This window comes from Pseudomonas sp. FSL W5-0203 (assembly GCF_001896155.1).
Lineage (GTDB): Bacteria > Pseudomonadota > Gammaproteobacteria > Pseudomonadales > Pseudomonadaceae > Aquipseudomonas > Aquipseudomonas paracarnis.
This window is the reverse complement of record NZ_MPOR01000009.1, coordinates 68,788-84,723: the sequence shown is the minus strand read 5'-3', so window position 1 is coordinate 84,723 and position 15,936 is coordinate 68,788. Positions and strand designations below refer to the sequence as shown.

Genomic DNA, 15,936 nt, shown 5'->3' with positions numbered 1-15,936 from the left:
GAGCGCTCTATCAAGCGCCTTTGCGGGACTTGTTCGTCCGCAAAAACCTCACCCTAAGTCGTTAATTCACAATGGAATGTGCCAATGAAGTGATCTGAGTCAGCTGTTTGATTAGCGCACGGAATTATTCTGTGGTCTCTCTTCTCCTGCATTGGAGTCATGCAATGTCTGAAACTCCCGGAAAACTTCGACTAGGCGCCCTGGTCGCACTTGTCGTCGGCTCGATGATTGGCGGCGGTATCTTTTCATTGCCACAAAACATGGCCGCCAGCGCCGATGTCGGTGCGGTGTTGATCGGCTGGGTGATTACCGCCATCGGTATGTTGACCCTCGCCTTCGTGTTCCAGACCCTCGCCAACCGCAAGCCTGACCTTGACGGCGGGGTCTACGCCTACGCCAAGGCCGGTTTCGGCGACTACATGGGCTTTTCATCCGCCTGGGGCTACTGGATCAGCGCATGGCTGGGCAACGTCGGCTACTTCGTGTTGCTGTTCAGCACCTTGGGCTATTTCTTCCCGGTCTTTGGCGAGGGCAATACCCCGACGGCGGTGATCGCTGCGTCAGTGCTGTTATGGGCCGTGCATTTCCTGGTGCTGCGCGGGATCAAGGAAGCGGCGTTCATCAACCTGGTGACCACCGTCGCCAAGGTGGTGCCGCTGCTGCTGTTCGTGCTCATCGCCCTGTTCGCGTTCAAGCTGGACATCTTCACCGCTGACATCTGGGGCGTGAAAAACCCGGACCTGGGCAGTGTGATGAACCAGGTGCGCAACATGATGCTGGTCACCGTGTGGGTGTTTATCGGCATCGAAGGCGCGAGCATCTTCTCGTCCCGTGCCGAGAAACGCAGTGACGTGGGCAAGGCCACCGTGATCGGCTTTATCACTGTGCTGCTGTTCCTGATGCTGGTGAACGTGCTGTCCCTGGGGATCATGACCCAGCCGGAACTGGCCAAACTGCAAAACCCGTCGATGGCCGCCGTGCTGGAGCATGTGGTGGGCCACTGGGGCGCGGTGCTGATCAGCGTGGGCTTGATCATCTCCCTGCTCGGCGCGCTGCTGTCCTGGGTGCTGCTGTGTGCGGAGATCATGTTCGCCGCCGCCAAGGACCACACCATGCCGGAGTTCCTGCGCAAGGAAAACGCCAACCATGTGCCGGTCAACGCCCTGTGGCTGACCAACGCAATGGTGCAGATATTCCTGGTGATCACGCTGTTTTCCGCCAGCACCTACCTGTCACTGATCTACCTCGCCACCTCGATGATCCTGGTGCCTTACCTGTGGTCGGCGGCCTACGCCCTGCTGCTGGCGGTACGCGGCGAGACCTACGAGAACGCCCTCAAAGAGCGCAGAAAGGACCTGTTCATCGGCGCTATCGCCCTGATCTATGCGATCTGGCTGCTCTACGCCGGCGGCACCAAATACCTGCTGCTCTCCGCCCTGCTCTATGCCCCTGGCGCGATCCTGTTCGCCAAAGCCAAGCGTGAACTGGGCAAACCGATTTTCACCCCCGTCGAGAAGCTGATTTTCGCCGCAGTGGTCATTGGCGCCCTGGTGGCGGCCTATGGGCTCTACGACGGCTTCCTGACCCTGTAATTGTTGTTCACTGGAGGATCTGTAATGACCACGGAAAAAGTGAAGTACGGCGTACATTCCGAAGCCGGCAAACTGCGCAAAGTCATGGTGTGCTCCCCAGGTTTGGCCCACCAGCGGCTGACCCCAAACAACTGCGACGAGCTGCTGTTCGATGACGTGCTGTGGGTGGCCCAGGCCAAGCGCGACCACTTCGACTTCGTGACCAAGATGCGCGAGCGGGACATTGATGTGCTGGAAATGCACAACCTGCTCACCGACATCGTCGCCAACCCCGAAGCGCTGGACTGGATCCTGGAACGCAAGATCACCGCCAACACCGTAGGCCTGGGCCTGGTCGATGAAGTCGGTTCGTGGCTGCGCAGCCTGGAGCCGCGCAAAATCAGCGAGTACCTGATTGGCGGCGTATCGGCCGACGACCTGCCGAGCAGCTTCGGTGGCAAGACCATCGAGATGTTCCGCGATTTTCTCGGCCACGCCAGTTTCATCTTGCCGCCGCTGCCCAATACCCAGTTCACCCGCGACACCACTTGCTGGATCTACGGCGGCGTGACGCTCAACCCGATGTACTGGCCGGCGCGCCGCCAGGAAACCCTGCTGACCAGCGCCATCTATAAATTCCACCCTGAGTTCACCAACGCGGACTTCCAGATCTGGTACGGCGACCCCGACCAGGAACATGGCGCCGCGACGCTGGAAGGCGGCGACGTGATGCCGATTGGCAACGGCGTGGTGTTGATCGGCATGGGTGAGCGTTCGTCCCACCAGGCCATTGGCCAACTGGCGCGCAACCTGTTCCAGAACAAAGCCGTGGAGCGCGTCATCGTGGCCGGCCTGCCTAAATCCCGCGCCGCGATGCACCTGGACACCGTGTTCAGCTTCTGCGACCGCGACCTGGTCACCGTCTTCCCCGAAGTGGTCAACCAGATCGTGCCTTTCACCCTGCGTCCTGACGAGAGCAAGCCCCACGGCATCGACATTCAGCGCGAGAAAACCAACTTCCTCGAAACCGTGGCCGCAGCGCTCAACCTCAAGGCCCTGCGCGTGGTCGAGACCGGCGGCAACAGCTTCGCCGCCGAACGCGAGCAATGGGATGACGGCAACAACGTGGTGGCCGTGGAACCGGGCGTGGTGATTGGCTACGACCGCAATACCTACACCAACACCCTGCTGCGCAAGGCCGGTGTGGAAGTGATCACCATCAGCGCCGGTGAACTTGGCCGAGGCCGTGGCGGCGGCCACTGCATGACCTGCCCGATCATCCGCGACCCTATCGACTATTAAGGAGATTTCATCATGGCTTTCAATATGCGCAACCGCAGCCTGTTGTCGCTGATGCACCACACCACTCGCGAGCTGCATTATCTGCTGGACCTGTCCCGCGACCTCAAACGCGCCAAATACACCGGCACCGAGCGTCCGCACCTGCAGGGCAAGAACATCGCACTGATCTTCGAAAAAACCTCCACCCGCACTCGCTGTGCCTTCGAAGTCGCGGCCCATGACCAGGGCGCCCACGTCACCTACATCGACCCGGTGTCGTCGCAGATCGGCCACAAAGAAAGCATGAAAGACACCGCCCGCGTACTGGGCCGGATGTTCGATGCCATTGAGTACCGTGGCTTTGAACAGGAAATCGTCGAAGAGCTGGCCAAGTTCGCCGGTGTGCCGGTGTTCAACGGCCTCACCGCCGAATTCCACCCGACCCAGATGATCGCCGACACCCTGACCATGCGCGAACACAGCGACAAGCCGCTGCATGACATCAGCTACGCCTACCTCGGGGACGCCCGCTACAACATGGGCAACTCGCTGCTGATGATCGGCGCCAAGCTGGGCATGGACGTGCGCATCGGCGCGCCCAAAGCGCTGTGGCCCCATGAAGATTTCATCAAGCAATGCCAGGCCTTTGCCGAGGAAAGCGGCGCACGCATCACCATCACCGAAGACCCGAAAGAAGCCGTGAAAGGTGTGGATTTCATCCACACCGATATCTGGGTGTCCATGGGCGAACCAGTGGAAGCGTGGGACGAGCGCATCGAGCAACTGCTGCCGTACCAGGTCAACGCCAAGATGATGAAAGCCTCGGGCAACCCTCGGGTGAAATTCATGCATTGCCTGCCGGCGTTCCACAACAGTGAAACCAAGGTCGGCAAGGACATCGCGGCGCGCTATCCGCACCTGGCCAATGGCGTGGAAGTGACCGAAGAGGTGTTCGAGTCGCCGGCCAATATCGCCTTCGAGCAGGCGGAAAACCGCATGCATACCATCAAGGCGATTCTGGTGTCGGCGTTGGCGGATATCTAACCCCACTCTGATCGTTCCCACGCTCCGCGTGGGAATGCAGCCAGTGGCGCTCTGCGCCACAAGAGCGGACGCAGAGCGTCCGGTGAGGCATTCCCACGCAGAGCGTGGGAACGATCATTCTAGAAGGACATTCTGTATGCGCATCGTCGTAGCCCTGGGCGGCAACGCCCTCCTGCGTCGTGGTGAACCCATGACCGCAGACAATCAACGGGCCAACATCCGTATCGCCACCGAACAGATCGCCAAAATCCACGCCGGCAACGAACTGGTGATCGCCCACGGCAACGGCCCGCAGGTCGGTCTGCTGTCGTTGCAGGCGGCGGCCTACACCAGCGTCTCGCCCTACCCGCTGGACGTGTTGGGTGCCGAAACCGAAGGCATGATCGGCTACATCATTGAACAGGAACTGGGCAACCTGCTGGACTTTGAAGTGCCGTTCGCCACCCTGCTCACCCAGGTCGAAGTGGATGCCAAGGACCCGGCCTTCCAGAACCCTACCAAGCCCATCGGCCCGGTGTATGCCAAAGCCGAAGCCGAGAAACTCGCCGCCGAGAAAGGTTGGGCCATCGCGCCCGATGGCGACAAATACCGCCGCGTGGTCGCCAGCCCGCGCCCCAAACGCATCTTTGAAATTCGCCCGATCAAATGGCTGCTGGAGAAAAAAGCCATCGTGATCTGCGCCGGTGGCGGCGGCATCCCGACGATGTATGGCGAAGACGGCAAGCTGCGCGGCATTGAAGCCGTGATCGACAAAGACCTGTGTTCCTCCTTGCTGGCCACGCAACTGGAGGCCGATTTGCTGGTGATCGCCACCGACGTCAACGCCGCCTTTATCGACTTCGGCAAGCCCACCCAGAAGGCCATCGGCCAGGCCCACCCCGACGACATGGAAAAACTCGGCTTCGCCGCCGGCTCCATGGGTCCCAAGGTCCAGGCCGCCTGCGAGTTCGCCCGCCAGACTGGCAAAACTGCGGTGATCGGTTCACTCTCGGACATCGAAGCCATCGTCCAGGGCAGCGCCGGCACGCGCATCAGCACGGCCAAACCTGGCATCACCTACCTGTGAAGTTGAGGAGAAACGCCTATGGCTATCTTTGAACCCGGTCACCTGCATATCGAGCGACACGCGCTGAACAAGGACGATGTCAGCTACGACCTGTGCCTGGACTATGAAGTTGTCACGGATGACCGCGAAGGCAAAGGCATGCAGTTCACCCTGCATGGCAGCATCCAGGGCAAGGACATGAAAGAGACCTTTTTCCTGCCCAAGGACCAGGCCTACAACTTCGCCAGCAATGTGACCAAGATTGTCGAAAAATACGGCATTCCCAAGACCCATAGCAGCGTCGGTTCACAGCACAAGCATTACGATCTGATGTTTGAGGATGTGCGCCACCAGTTGGATATGAAATCCGGCGACCCGGTCAAACCCGAACACCTGGAATAACCTGCCCCCCAATCGAATGTGGGCGCTGGCTTGCCTGCGATAGCGACCTGTCAGACGATATTTTCGGTAACTGACCCACCGCCATCGCAGGCAAGCCAGCTCCCACATTTTGATCTCCACCGGCTCCAAGGCATACTGGCCACCCTCAGCACTCCAGAATCAAGATCCGCCCCATGCGTATCCACGTCAGCTTCATCGACCGCGTCGGCATCACCCAGGAAGTCCTGGCCTTGCTCGGTGGGCGCAATCTCAATCTGGATGCGGTGGAAATGGTGCCGCCCAATGTCTATATCGATGCGCCGACCCTCAGCGCCGAGGTGCTTGAAGAGCTGCGCGATGCGTTGTTCAGCGTGCACGGCGTGCAGGCGGTAAAGGTCGTCGACATCCTTCCGGGCCAGCGTCGCCACTTGCAACTCGACGCCCTGCTGGCGGCCATGACCGACCCGGTGCTGGCCCTGGACAGTGCAGGCAAGATCCTGCTGGCCAATCCGGCGCTGATCGCCTTGTACGGGCGTGAACCGGCCGGTGAGAGCATCGCCGAGCTGTTCGATGATCCGGCCTTGCTGGAAACCTTGCTGGACCAGGGCTTTCGCTTGCCGTTGCGCGAGATCAGCGTCAACGGCCAGACCTTGCTGCTGGGCGCCACGCCGATCACCGACGCTGGCGCCCTGCTTACCCTCTACCAGCCCAACCGCATCGGCGAACAACTGTCGGCGCTGCACCATGACCATGCCGAAGGGTTTGATGCGCTGCTGGGCGAGTCCCCGGCGATCCGCACGCTCAAGGCTCGGGCGCAACGGGTGGCGGCGCTGGATGCACCGCTGCTGATCCAGGGCGAAACCGGCACCGGCAAAGAGCTGGTGGCCCGCGCCTGCCACGCCATCAGCGCGCGTCACAGTGCGCCGTTTCTGGCACTGAACTGCGCGGCGTTGCCGGAAAACCTCGCCGAAAGCGAATTGTTTGGCTATGCGCCTGGCGCCTTTACCGGCGCGCAACGCGGTGGCAAACCGGGGCTGATGGAGCTGGCCAACCAGGGCACGGTATTCCTCGATGAGATCGGTGAAATGTCGCCGTACCTGCAAGCCAAACTGCTGCGCTTTCTCAACGACGGCAGCTTTCGCCGCGTGGGTGGCGACCGCGAAGTGAAGGTCAATGTGCGCATCCTCAGCGCCACCCACCGCGACCTGGAAAAGATGGTCAGCGAAGGCACCTTTCGCGAAGATCTGTTTTACCGCCTCAACGTGCTCAACGTCGCCGTGCCGCCTTTGCGTGAACGCGGCCAGGACATCCTGCTGCTGGCGCGCTACTTCATGCAGCAAGCCTGCGCGCAGATCCAGCGCCCGGTCTGCCGCCTGGCGCCGGGTACCTATCCAGCCCTGCTGGGCAACCACTGGCCGGGCAACGTGCGGCAGTTGCAAAACGTGATCTTCCGCGCTGCCGCCATCTGCGAAAGCAGCCTGGTGGACATCGGCGACCTGGACATCGCCGGCACCTCCGTGGCGCGCCAGAGCGATGGTGAAGTCGACAGCCTGGAACAGGCCGTGGAAGATTTCGAGCGCGGCCTGCTGGAAAGCCTCTACAGCCGCTACCCCTCGACCCGCCAACTGGCCAGCCGGCTGCAAACCTCCCACACGGCTATCGCCCATCGCCTGCGCAAATACGGCATTCCCAACAAACCCTGACGGAATAAACGCGGTTCAACTGTAGGAGCTGGCTTGCCTGCGATAGCGTTGGGTCATCCAACGCCTTAGTGACGGGTAGACCGCTATCGCAGGCAAGCCAGCTCCCATAGAGACCGCATTACAGATTTGGTCTGAGAACGACACTCCGTGTACTGAAAGCGCTACAGCGTAACGATATCGCTACAACCCTGTTTTTTGCGCGCCATGCAAGGCTTTGATCCACATAGGCTTTTTTTAACGCACTCGACTGTAGCGAAAACGCTACAGCACATTCCATTACGCCTATGACTGAATATATTAACCCTTTGATCTATAACGATTTAATAACGTTGGCCGCGATATTGCTAAGCAACTCCTCATTATTCCAATCCCGTCCACCAGACGATTCTGGCCCTGAGGAGTTTCCATGAGCGAGTTGCGTTTCACTGAAGATCACGAATGGCTGCGCGCCGAAGCCGATGGCAGCGTCACCGTGGGTATCACCGCTTTTGCGCAGAACGCGCTGGGTGATGTGGTTTTCGTGCAACTGCCAGAGTTGCAGGCTTATACCAAGGGCGCCGAAGCCTCCACCGTGGAGTCGGTCAAGGCCGCCAGTGGTGTGTACATGCCGTTGGACGGTGAAGTCCTCGAAGTCAACGACAAGCTCGATGGCAGCCCGGAACTGGTCAACGAAGACCCGATGGGCGAAGGCTGGTTCTTCCGCTTTAAACCCGCCGATGCCGATGCAGTGGCTAAGCTGTTGGATCAGGATGCGTACGACCGTCTGATCAAAGCCAACGCTGAAGCTTGAGGAGCGCGCCATGACCGTTAATCTGACCACCGCCAACGAATTCATCGCCCGCCACATCGGCCCGCGCCAGGAAGACGAGCAGCAAATGCTCGCCAGCCTGGGGTTTGATTCCCTCGAAGCCCTGAGCGCCAGCGTGATCCCGGAAAGCATCAAGGGCACCAGCGTGCTCGGCCTGGAAGACGGCCTGAGCGAAGCCCAGGCCCTGGCCAAGATCAAGGCCATCGCCAGCCAGAACCAACTGTTCAAGACCTACATCGGCCAGGGCTATTACAACTGCCACACGCCGTCGCCGATCCTGCGCAACCTGCTGGAAAACCCGGCCTGGTACACCGCCTACACGCCGTATCAACCCGAGATTTCCCAAGGCCGCCTGGAAGCGCTGCTGAATTTCCAGACCCTGATCAGCGACCTCACCGGCCTGCCGATTGCCAACGCCTCCCTGCTTGACGAAGCCACCGCCGCTGCTGAAGCCATGACCTTCTGCAAGCGCCTGAGCAAGAACAAAGGCAGCCACGCGTTCTTCGCGTCGGTGCACAGCCACCCGCAAACCCTCGACGTATTGCGCACCCGTGCTGAACCTTTGGGCATCGATGTGGTGGTCGGCGATGAGCGTGAACTGACCGACGTCAGCGCGTTCTTCGGTGCCCTGCTGCAATACCCGGCCAGTAACGGCGATGTATTCGATTACCGCGAGCTGACCGAGCGCTTCCACGCCGCCAACGCCCTGGTCGCCGTAGCCGCCGACCTGATGGCCCTGACCCTGCTGACGCCGCCGGGTGAATTCGGCGCCGACGTCGCCATTGGCAGCGCACAGCGCTTTGGCGTGCCACTGGGCTTCGGTGGCCCGCACGCGGCGTACTTCTCCACCAAGGATGCGTTCAAGCGCGACATGCCAGGCCGTCTGGTCGGTGTTTCCGTCGACCGCTTCGGCAAGCCGGCCCTGCGCCTGGCCATGCAGACCCGCGAGCAACATATCCGCCGCGAGAAAGCCACCAGCAACATCTGCACTGCCCAAGTGCTGCTGGCCAACATCGCCAGCATGTACGCCGTGTACCACGGCCCCAAAGGCCTGACCCAGATCGCCCAGCGCATTCACCAGCTGACCGCGATCCTGGCCAAGGGCTTGACGGCCCTGGGCCAGAACGTCGAGCAGGCACACTTCTTCGACACCCTGACCCTCAATACCGGCGCCCACACCGCCGCCCTGCACGACAAGGCCCGCGCCCAGCGCATCAACCTGCGCGTGGTGGATGGCGAGCGCGTTGGCCTGTCGGTCGACGAAACCACCACCCAGGCCGATATCGAGGCCTTGTGGGCCATCTTCGCGGACGGCAAAACCCTGCCAGCCTTTGCCGCCACCGACAGCACCCTGCCGAGCGCGTTGCTGCGCCAGTCGCCGATCCTCAGCCACCCGGTCTTCAACCGTTACCACTCGGAAACCGAGCTGATGCGCTACCTGCGCAAGCTGGCCGACAAAGACCTGGCCCTGGACCGCACCATGATCCCGCTGGGTTCGTGCACCATGAAGCTCAACGCCGCCAGCGAAATGATCCCGGTGACCTGGGCCGAATTCGGTGCCCTGCACCCGTTCGCCCCCGCCGCGCAAAGCGCCGGCTACCAGCAACTGACCAGCGAACTGGAAGCCATGCTCTGCGCGGCCACCGGTTACGACGCGATCTCCCTGCAACCCAACGCCGGTTCCCAGGGTGAGTACGCCGGCCTCTTGGCCATCCGTGCCTATCACCAGAGCCGTGGCGAAGCACGTCGCGACATCTGCCTGATCCCGTCGTCAGCCCACGGCACCAACCCTGCCACCGCCAACATGGCCGGCATGCGCGTGGTGGTCACCGCTTGCGACGCGCGCGGCAACGTCGACATCGAAGACCTGCGCGCCAAGGCCATCGAGCACCGCGAGCACCTCGCTGCGCTGATGATCACTTATCCGTCCACCCACGGCGTGTTCGAGGAAGGTATCCGCGAAATTTGCGGGATCATTCACGACAACGGCGGCCAGGTGTACATCGACGGCGCCAACATGAACGCGATGGTTGGCCTGTGCGCACCGGGCAAGTTCGGCGGCGACGTGTCCCACCTGAACCTACACAAGACCTTCTGCATTCCCCACGGCGGTGGCGGCCCAGGCGTTGGCCCGATTGGCGTCAAGTCGCACCTCACGCCATTCCTGCCCGGCCACGCAGCCATGGAACGCAAGGAAGGCGCGGTGTGCGCTGCGCCGTTCGGCAGCGCGAGCATTCTGCCGATCACCTGGATGTACATCAGCATGATGGGCGGCGCCGGCCTCAAGCGTGCGTCGCAGTTGGCGATCCTGAATGCCAACTACATTTCCCGTCGCCTGGAAGAGCACTACCCCGTGCTGTACACCGGCAGCAATGGCCTGGTGGCCCACGAATGCATCCTGGACCTGCGCCCGTTGAAAGACAGCAGCGGCATCAGCGTGGACGACGTGGCCAAGCGCCTGATCGATTTTGGTTTCCATGCGCCGACCATGTCGTTCCCGGTGGCCGGCACCTTGATGATCGAGCCGACCGAAAGTGAATCCAAGGAAGAGCTGGACCGCTTCTGCGACGCCATGATCGCCATCCGCGAAGAAATTCGCGCGGTGGAAAACGGCACATTGGACAAAGACGACAACCCACTCAAAAACGCGCCGCACACCGCCGCTGAACTGGTGGGCGAATGGAGCCACCCATACAGCCGTGAACAAGCGGTGTACCCGGTGGCTTCATTGATCGAAGGCAAGTACTGGCCGCCGGTTGGCCGAGTTGACAACGTGTTTGGCGATCGCAACCTGGTGTGTGCGTGCCCTTCTATCGAGAGCTACGCCTGATCTGACGGGAGATACGCGGCCAGTGTGGGAGCTGGCTTGCCTGCGATAGCGGTGTATCAGCCGACAGTGATGTTGTCTGCCCCACCGCTATCGCGGGCAAGCCCGGCTCCCACATTGACCGAGTCCTCCTCAGAAAATAATAAGAAACCGGAGAACAACCATGTCCCTTAGCGTGTTCGACCTGTTCAAAATTGGCATTGGCCCCTCCAGTTCCCACACCGTAGGCCCGATGCGTGCCGCCGCTCGATTCGTCGAGGGGCTCAAGCGTGACAACCTGCTCAACGCCACCTGCGGCATCAAGGTGGAACTCTATGGATCGCTGGGCGCCACCGGCAAAGGCCACGGCAGCGACAAGGCTGTGTTGCTGGGCCTGGAAGGCGAACATCCGGACACCGTGAATACCGAAACCGTGGCTGCACGCCTGGCGCAGATGCGCAGTGACGGGCGCCTCAACCTGCTCGGCGAACACAGCATTGCGTTCAACGAGAAAGAACACCTGGCGATGATTCGCAAGCCCCTTGCCTATCACCCCAACGGCATGATCTTTCGTGCCTTTGACGCCGCCGGCATTCAGACCCGTAGCCGCGAGTACTACTCGGTCGGTGGCGGTTTCGTGGTGGATGAAGACGCGGCGGGCGCCGACCGTATCGTCGAAGACGCCACACCCCTGACCTTCCCGTTCAAACACGCCAAGGACTTGCTCGGCCATTGCGCCACCTATGGCCTGTCTATCAGCCAGGTGATGCTGACCAATGAAAGTGCCTGGCGCCCGGAAGCCGAAACCCGCAGCGGGTTGTTGAAGATCTGGCAAGTCATGCAGGACTGCGTCGATGCCGGCTGTCGCAACGAAGGTATCTTGCCCGGAGGCTTGAAGGTCAAGCGCCGGGCGGCGGCCTTGCATCGGCAGTTGTGCAAGAACCCGGAGTCGGCGCTGCGCGACCCGCTGTCGGTGCTCGATTGGGTCAACCTGTATGCGCTGGCAGTCAACGAAGAAAACGCCAATGGCGGGCGCGTGGTCACTGCGCCCACCAATGGCGCGGCTGGGATCATTCCCGCCGTGCTGCACTACTACATGCGCTTCATCCCCGGCGCGAACGAAGACGGTGTGGTGCGCTTTTTGCTCACCGCGGCCGCCATCGGCATTTTGTACAAGGAAAATGCTTCGATCTCAGGCGCCGAAGTCGGTTGCCAGGGCGAAGTCGGCGTGGCCTGTTCCATGGCCGCAGGCGCACTCTGTGAAGTGCTGGGCGGCAGCGTGTCCCAAGTGGAAAACGCCGCCGAGATCGGCATGGAACACAACCTCGGCCTGACCTGCGACCCCATTGGCGGGCTGGTGCAGGTGCCGTGCATCGAGCGCAATGCCATGGGCTCGGTGAAGGCGATCAATGCGGTGCGCATGGCCCTGCGTGGTGACGGCCAGCACTTTGTGTCCCTCGACAAGGTCATCCGCACCATGCGCCAGACCGGCGCAGACATGAAAAGCAAATACAAGGAAACCGCCCGTGGCGGTTTGGCGGTCAACATTATCGAGTGCTGACGCCCACAAGCGCGTCGGCACGTTTTTCAGGAGCTGAATATGTCCACCGAAACCCTGTTGAAAACTCCTCTGCACGCCTTGCATCTCGAACTCGGCGCACGCATGGTGCCCTTCGCCGGCTACGACATGCCGGTGCAGTATCCATTGGGCGTGATGAAGGAACACCTGCATACCCGTGAACAGGCCGGGTTGTTCGATGTTTCCCACATGGGCCAGATTCGTCTCACTGGCGCGAATGCCGCCAAGGCTCTGGAGACCCTGGTGCCCGTCGATATCATCGACCTGCCAGTGGGTATGCAGCGCTATGCGATGTTCACCAACGAGCAAGGCGGCATCCTCGACGACCTGATGGTCGCCAACCTGGGCAACGACGAATTGTTCCTGGTGGTCAACGCAGCCTGCAAGGACCAGGACCTGGCACACCTGCGCACACATATCGGCGACCAATGCACCATCGAACCGCTGTTCGAAGAACGCGCCCTGCTGGCCCTGCAAGGCCCTGCGGCAGTGAAAGTATTGGCGCGCCTGGCCCCTGAAGTCACCCAGATGACCTTCATGCAATTTGCCACCCTGCGTTTGCTGGGCGTGGAGTGCTACGTCAGCCGCTCCGGCTACACCGGTGAAGACGGCTTTGAAATCTCCGTGCCGGCGGCCAATGCCGAGAGCCTGGCCCGCAGCCTGCTGGCCGAAACCGAAGTGCAGGCCATCGGCCTGGGCGCCCGCGATTCGCTACGCCTGGAAGCCGGCCTGTGCCTGTACGGCCATGACATGAACACCGACACCACGCCAATCGAAGCCAGCCTGTTGTGGGCGATTTCCAAGGCTCGGCGTGCCGACGGCGCACGGGCCGGCGGCTTCCCTGGCGCCGACCGCATCTTCACCCAACAGCAAACCGGTGTGGCGCGCAAACGCGTAGGCCTGCTGCCGCAGGAGCGTACCCCGGTGCGTGAAGGCGCTGAAATTGTCGATGCACAGGGTACGGTTATCGGCAGCGTGTGCAGCGGAGGCTTTGGCCCAACCTTGGGCGGCCCGCTGGCGATGGGTTACCTGGACAGCGCATTTGTCGCATTGGATACCGAAGTTAGCGCAATGGTACGTGGGAAAAAGGTGCCACTGCGTGTAAGTAAAATGCCATTCGTTCCGCAACGTTACTACCGTGGCTGATTGACTGTTTCTATAAGTAACGCGGTTGCGTTAATGCGCACTGAACTGTAACGCAACCGCCATAAAACAGTGCATTCACGATAGGCTTTTTATAGCTGACGCCCTATAACAAGTGAATAACTCTATCGAATAAGCCGGTATCAGAACATTCAACAAAGTGTCATGAGACTTAATAAAACAAGGGCCTGCACAAGGGCTTGTTTTTTTCATATTAGTTGGCGTAGAGTTTGCCCACTGTGTTTGCATGGGTCGCTTGGAACCTGGACCTGGGCAGTAGCTCAAGTAGTTTGCTACAACCCGTTCGACGTCTCTTACTTTCCTGCAACCCAGCCCAGTACTCTTTCGTGTGAAAGGGGCTGTCATTAATTTTTAGCGTCAAAGGAAAGAAGAAAATGTCGGATAAAGGTGGACGTCAGAGCGGTACCGTCAAGTGGTTCAACGACGAGAAAGGGTTTGGTTTTATCACTCCTGAAAGCGGCCCGGATCTGTTCGTGCATTTCCGCGCTATCCAGGGCAACGGTTTCAAGAGCCTGAAGGAAGGCCAGAAGGTCACCTTCGTTTCAGTACAAGGCCAAAAAGGCCTGCAGGCTGACGAAGTACAAGCAGAAGGCTGATCCTTGCTGCGACAAAAAGCCCCTGATATGACATCAGGGGCTTTTTTATGGGCGCCATTGCGTAAACTGCGTGCTTTCTCCAGAGAGCCCTGCCATGTCCAAACCCCTGTTGAGCCCCCAGGGCGAATTCCCCGCCGTTGGCCTGGGCCGTCGCCTGGCAGCGATGTTCTACGATTTCCTGCTGTGCACCGCCCTGCTGATCGTCACCGCGTTTATCTACAAGCTGGTGTGGATCGCCTTCGTGGGCGAAGCGAAGATGCGCACGCTCACCGAGTCCGGCGCGCTGGACGGTGACCCGTTGCTGTCGACTCTGCTGCTGTTCGTGCTGTTCGGGTTCTTCGCCAAGTTCTGGACCCATTCGGGGCAAACCCTGGGCATGCAGGTGTGGGGCGTGCGCGTGCAGAACGCTGACGGGTCGCGGATCAGCCTGTGGCAGGCACTGTTGCGTTTTGTGGTGTCGATTGCGTCATGGCTGTGCGTGGGGTTGGGGTTTATCTGGTCGTTGTTCGATAAACACAAACGCAGCTGGCATGACATCTATTCGGATACGCAGTTGGTGCGAATCCCGAAGCAAAAGAAGTAACTCAAGCGCATCACAGATCAACTGTGGGAGCTGGCTCCCACATTTTGATTTGTCTCAGCCTGAGGATCAGGCGTTGCCGGCCAGTTTCAACCGTGCTGCCTGGGTAAAGTCGAGCATGCGCTTGAGCGGCCGTACCGCCTGCGGAATCACCGCCGGTTCCACGAAGATCTCATTACTGCCCTCGCGCAGGCATTGCAACGTGCGCTCCAGCGTATTCATCGCCATCCACGGGCAGTGCGCGCAACTGCGGCAGGCTGCACCGTTACCGGCGGTAGGCGCTTCGACGAAGACTTTGTCCGGGCACAGCTGCTGCATCTTGTAGAAGATGCCGCGGTCGGTGGCGACGATAAAGGTTTTGTTCGGCAAGCGTTGCGCTGCGGCGATCAGCTGGCTGGTGGAACCCACCGCGTCCGCCAGTTCGATCACCGAAGTCGGTGACTCCGGGTGCACCAGGATCGCTGCATCCGGGTAGAGCGCCTTCATGTCTTCGAGCTGCTTGGACTTGAACTCTTCGTGGACGATGCAGGCACCGTCCCACAGCAGCATGTCGGCACCGGTCTGGCGCTGGATGTAGGTGCCCAGGTGTTTGTCCGGGCCCCAGATAATGGTCTCGCCGTTGTCCATCAGGCTTTCGACGATTTCCAGCGCGCAGCTGGAGGTCACCACCCAATCCGCCCGGGCTTTGACCGCCGCCGAGGTGTTGGCGTACACCACCACGGTGCGCTCGGGGTGTTGATCGCAGAACGCGGAAAACTCATCCACCGGGCAACCCAGGTCCAGGGAGCAGGTGGCTTCCAGGGTCGGCATCAGGATGCGTTTTTCAGGCGTGAGGATCTTGGCGGTCTCCCCCATGAAACGCACGCCAGCCACCAGTACGGTCTTGGCAGGGTGGGCGGCACCGAAGCGCGCCATCTCCAGGGAGTCGGAAACACAGCCACCGGTTTCTTCGGCCAGGGCCTGAATCACCGGGTCGCAATAAAAGTGGGCAACCAACACCGCGTCCTGAGCCTTGAGCTCGGCGGCAATGGCGGTTCGCAGGCTCGCCTCTTCAGCAGCGCTGAGCACCTTGGGCTGCTTGGCGTCGAGGTGGGCTTGAACCAGTAGGCGTTCGGAAATGTGCGTCATGTTCGCAAGACCTGCAGGCGCAGTAGCGCGAAAGTCGAGTGTACCACCGGCTCCGGAGCCCTTCGGGCGCCGCCGGACGAAGTGTTTTTGTTCATCAAGCACGGGTAAAGCTTAAAGCTGCGCAAGGCTACAGAATATCCAATGGATTCAAAAGCCTAATCTAGTGACCCGGCCAAGTGCCCGATCCCTGGCCGCGACACGCCGATTAGGCGATGCCTGCACAACAATCAAAACCGACCCTTTCCCTCCC

The 15,936-nt window shown here is 60.6% G+C and carries 13 protein-coding genes; 12 read left to right on the top strand and 1 reads right to left on the bottom strand.

Going from position 1 to position 15,936, the window contains the following annotated elements:
* Positions 1-164 precede the first annotated feature (164 nt).
* From arcD to BOP96_RS10700, 12 genes are all read left to right on the top strand, one after another.
* The gene (arcD, locus tag BOP96_RS10755) at positions 165-1,592 is read left to right on the top strand and encodes an arginine-ornithine antiporter (protein ID WP_014719693.1); all 1,428 of its coding nucleotides are present in this window, start codon (positions 165-167) and stop codon (positions 1,590-1,592) included.
* Between the two features lie 24 nt (positions 1,593-1,616).
* On the top strand, positions 1,617-2,873 hold the full coding sequence (gene arcA, locus BOP96_RS10750; protein WP_014719694.1) for an arginine deiminase: 1,257 nt from the start codon (positions 1,617-1,619) through the stop codon (positions 2,871-2,873).
* A gap of 12 nt (positions 2,874-2,885) precedes the next feature.
* Positions 2,886-3,896 (top strand): ornithine carbamoyltransferase, encoded by a 1,011-nt coding sequence (locus BOP96_RS10745; RefSeq protein ID WP_014719695.1) that lies wholly within the window; start codon positions 2,886-2,888, stop codon positions 3,894-3,896.
* Between the two features lie 136 nt (positions 3,897-4,032).
* Positions 4,033-4,962, top strand: a complete 930-nt coding sequence (arcC, locus tag BOP96_RS10740; RefSeq protein ID WP_019819394.1) for a carbamate kinase — start codon at positions 4,033-4,035, stop codon at positions 4,960-4,962.
* Positions 4,963-4,980: 18 nt separating this feature from the next.
* Positions 4,981-5,343, top strand: a complete 363-nt coding sequence (locus BOP96_RS10735; protein WP_057710468.1) for a DUF5064 family protein — start codon at positions 4,981-4,983, stop codon at positions 5,341-5,343.
* Positions 5,344-5,516: 173 nt separating this feature from the next.
* Positions 5,517-7,025, top strand: coding sequence for a sigma-54-dependent transcriptional regulator (locus BOP96_RS10730; protein WP_073452660.1), 1,509 nt, complete (start codon positions 5,517-5,519; stop codon positions 7,023-7,025).
* Between the two features lie 406 nt (positions 7,026-7,431).
* Positions 7,432-7,815, top strand: a complete 384-nt coding sequence (gcvH, locus tag BOP96_RS10725) for a glycine cleavage system protein GcvH (RefSeq protein WP_014719698.1) — start codon at positions 7,432-7,434, stop codon at positions 7,813-7,815.
* 10 nt (positions 7,816-7,825) lie between these two features.
* Positions 7,826-10,663: an aminomethyl-transferring glycine dehydrogenase gene (gene gcvP / locus BOP96_RS10720; RefSeq protein WP_020303146.1), complete on the top strand. Its 2,838-nt coding sequence runs from the start codon at positions 7,826-7,828 to the stop codon at positions 10,661-10,663.
* A 160-nt stretch (positions 10,664-10,823) separates the two neighbouring features.
* On the top strand, positions 10,824-12,200 hold the full coding sequence (locus BOP96_RS10715; RefSeq protein ID WP_020303147.1) for an L-serine ammonia-lyase: 1,377 nt from the start codon (positions 10,824-10,826) through the stop codon (positions 12,198-12,200).
* 39 nt (positions 12,201-12,239) lie between these two features.
* Entirely contained in the window at positions 12,240-13,364 is a 1,125-nt protein-coding gene (gcvT, locus tag BOP96_RS10710) for a glycine cleavage system aminomethyltransferase GcvT (RefSeq protein WP_038451322.1), read from the top strand.
* A 392-nt stretch (positions 13,365-13,756) separates the two neighbouring features.
* Positions 13,757-13,978 carry a cold-shock protein gene (locus BOP96_RS10705; RefSeq protein ID WP_014719702.1) on the top strand — a complete coding sequence of 74 codons (222 nt, stop codon included), beginning with the start codon at positions 13,757-13,759 and terminating at the stop codon, positions 13,976-13,978.
* Between the two features lie 94 nt (positions 13,979-14,072).
* Complete coding sequence (locus tag BOP96_RS10700) at positions 14,073-14,561, top strand: RDD family protein (RefSeq protein ID WP_032902749.1); 489 nt, start codon at positions 14,073-14,075, stop codon at positions 14,559-14,561.
* A gap of 66 nt (positions 14,562-14,627) precedes the next feature.
* On the opposite strand, the gene nadA is transcribed toward BOP96_RS10700, so the two are convergent.
* Complete coding sequence (gene nadA / locus BOP96_RS10695) at positions 14,628-15,686, bottom strand: quinolinate synthase NadA (protein ID WP_003193840.1); 1,059 nt, start codon at positions 15,684-15,686, stop codon at positions 14,628-14,630.
* Between the last annotated feature and the right edge of the window lie 250 nt (positions 15,687-15,936).

Excerpts from the sequence above, each read along its gene's own strand:
- gcvH (WP_014719698.1), top strand. The coding sequence starts at position 7,432 with ATGAGCGAGTTGCGTTTCACTGAAGATCACGAATGGCTGCGCGCCGAA.
- gcvP (WP_020303146.1), top strand. The coding sequence starts at position 7,826 with ATGACCGTTAATCTGACCACCGCCAACGAATTCATCGCCCGCCACATC.
- arcA (WP_014719694.1), top strand. The coding sequence starts at position 1,617 with ATGACCACGGAAAAAGTGAAGTACGGCGTACATTCCGAAGCCGGCAAA.
- nadA (WP_003193840.1), bottom strand. The coding sequence starts at position 15,686 with ATGACGCACATTTCCGAACGCCTACTGGTTCAAGCCCACCTCGACGCC.
- arcD (WP_014719693.1), top strand. The coding sequence starts at position 165 with ATGTCTGAAACTCCCGGAAAACTTCGACTAGGCGCCCTGGTCGCACTT.
- BOP96_RS10730 (WP_073452660.1), top strand. The coding sequence starts at position 5,517 with ATGCGTATCCACGTCAGCTTCATCGACCGCGTCGGCATCACCCAGGAA.
- BOP96_RS10735 (WP_057710468.1), top strand. The coding sequence starts at position 4,981 with ATGGCTATCTTTGAACCCGGTCACCTGCATATCGAGCGACACGCGCTG.
- BOP96_RS10700 (WP_032902749.1), top strand. The coding sequence starts at position 14,073 with ATGTCCAAACCCCTGTTGAGCCCCCAGGGCGAATTCCCCGCCGTTGGC.
- gcvT (WP_038451322.1), top strand. The coding sequence starts at position 12,240 with ATGTCCACCGAAACCCTGTTGAAAACTCCTCTGCACGCCTTGCATCTC.
- BOP96_RS10715 (WP_020303147.1), top strand. The coding sequence starts at position 10,824 with ATGTCCCTTAGCGTGTTCGACCTGTTCAAAATTGGCATTGGCCCCTCC.
- BOP96_RS10705 (WP_014719702.1), top strand. The coding sequence starts at position 13,757 with ATGTCGGATAAAGGTGGACGTCAGAGCGGTACCGTCAAGTGGTTCAAC.
- arcC (WP_019819394.1), top strand. The coding sequence starts at position 4,033 with ATGCGCATCGTCGTAGCCCTGGGCGGCAACGCCCTCCTGCGTCGTGGT.
- BOP96_RS10745 (WP_014719695.1), top strand. The coding sequence starts at position 2,886 with ATGGCTTTCAATATGCGCAACCGCAGCCTGTTGTCGCTGATGCACCAC.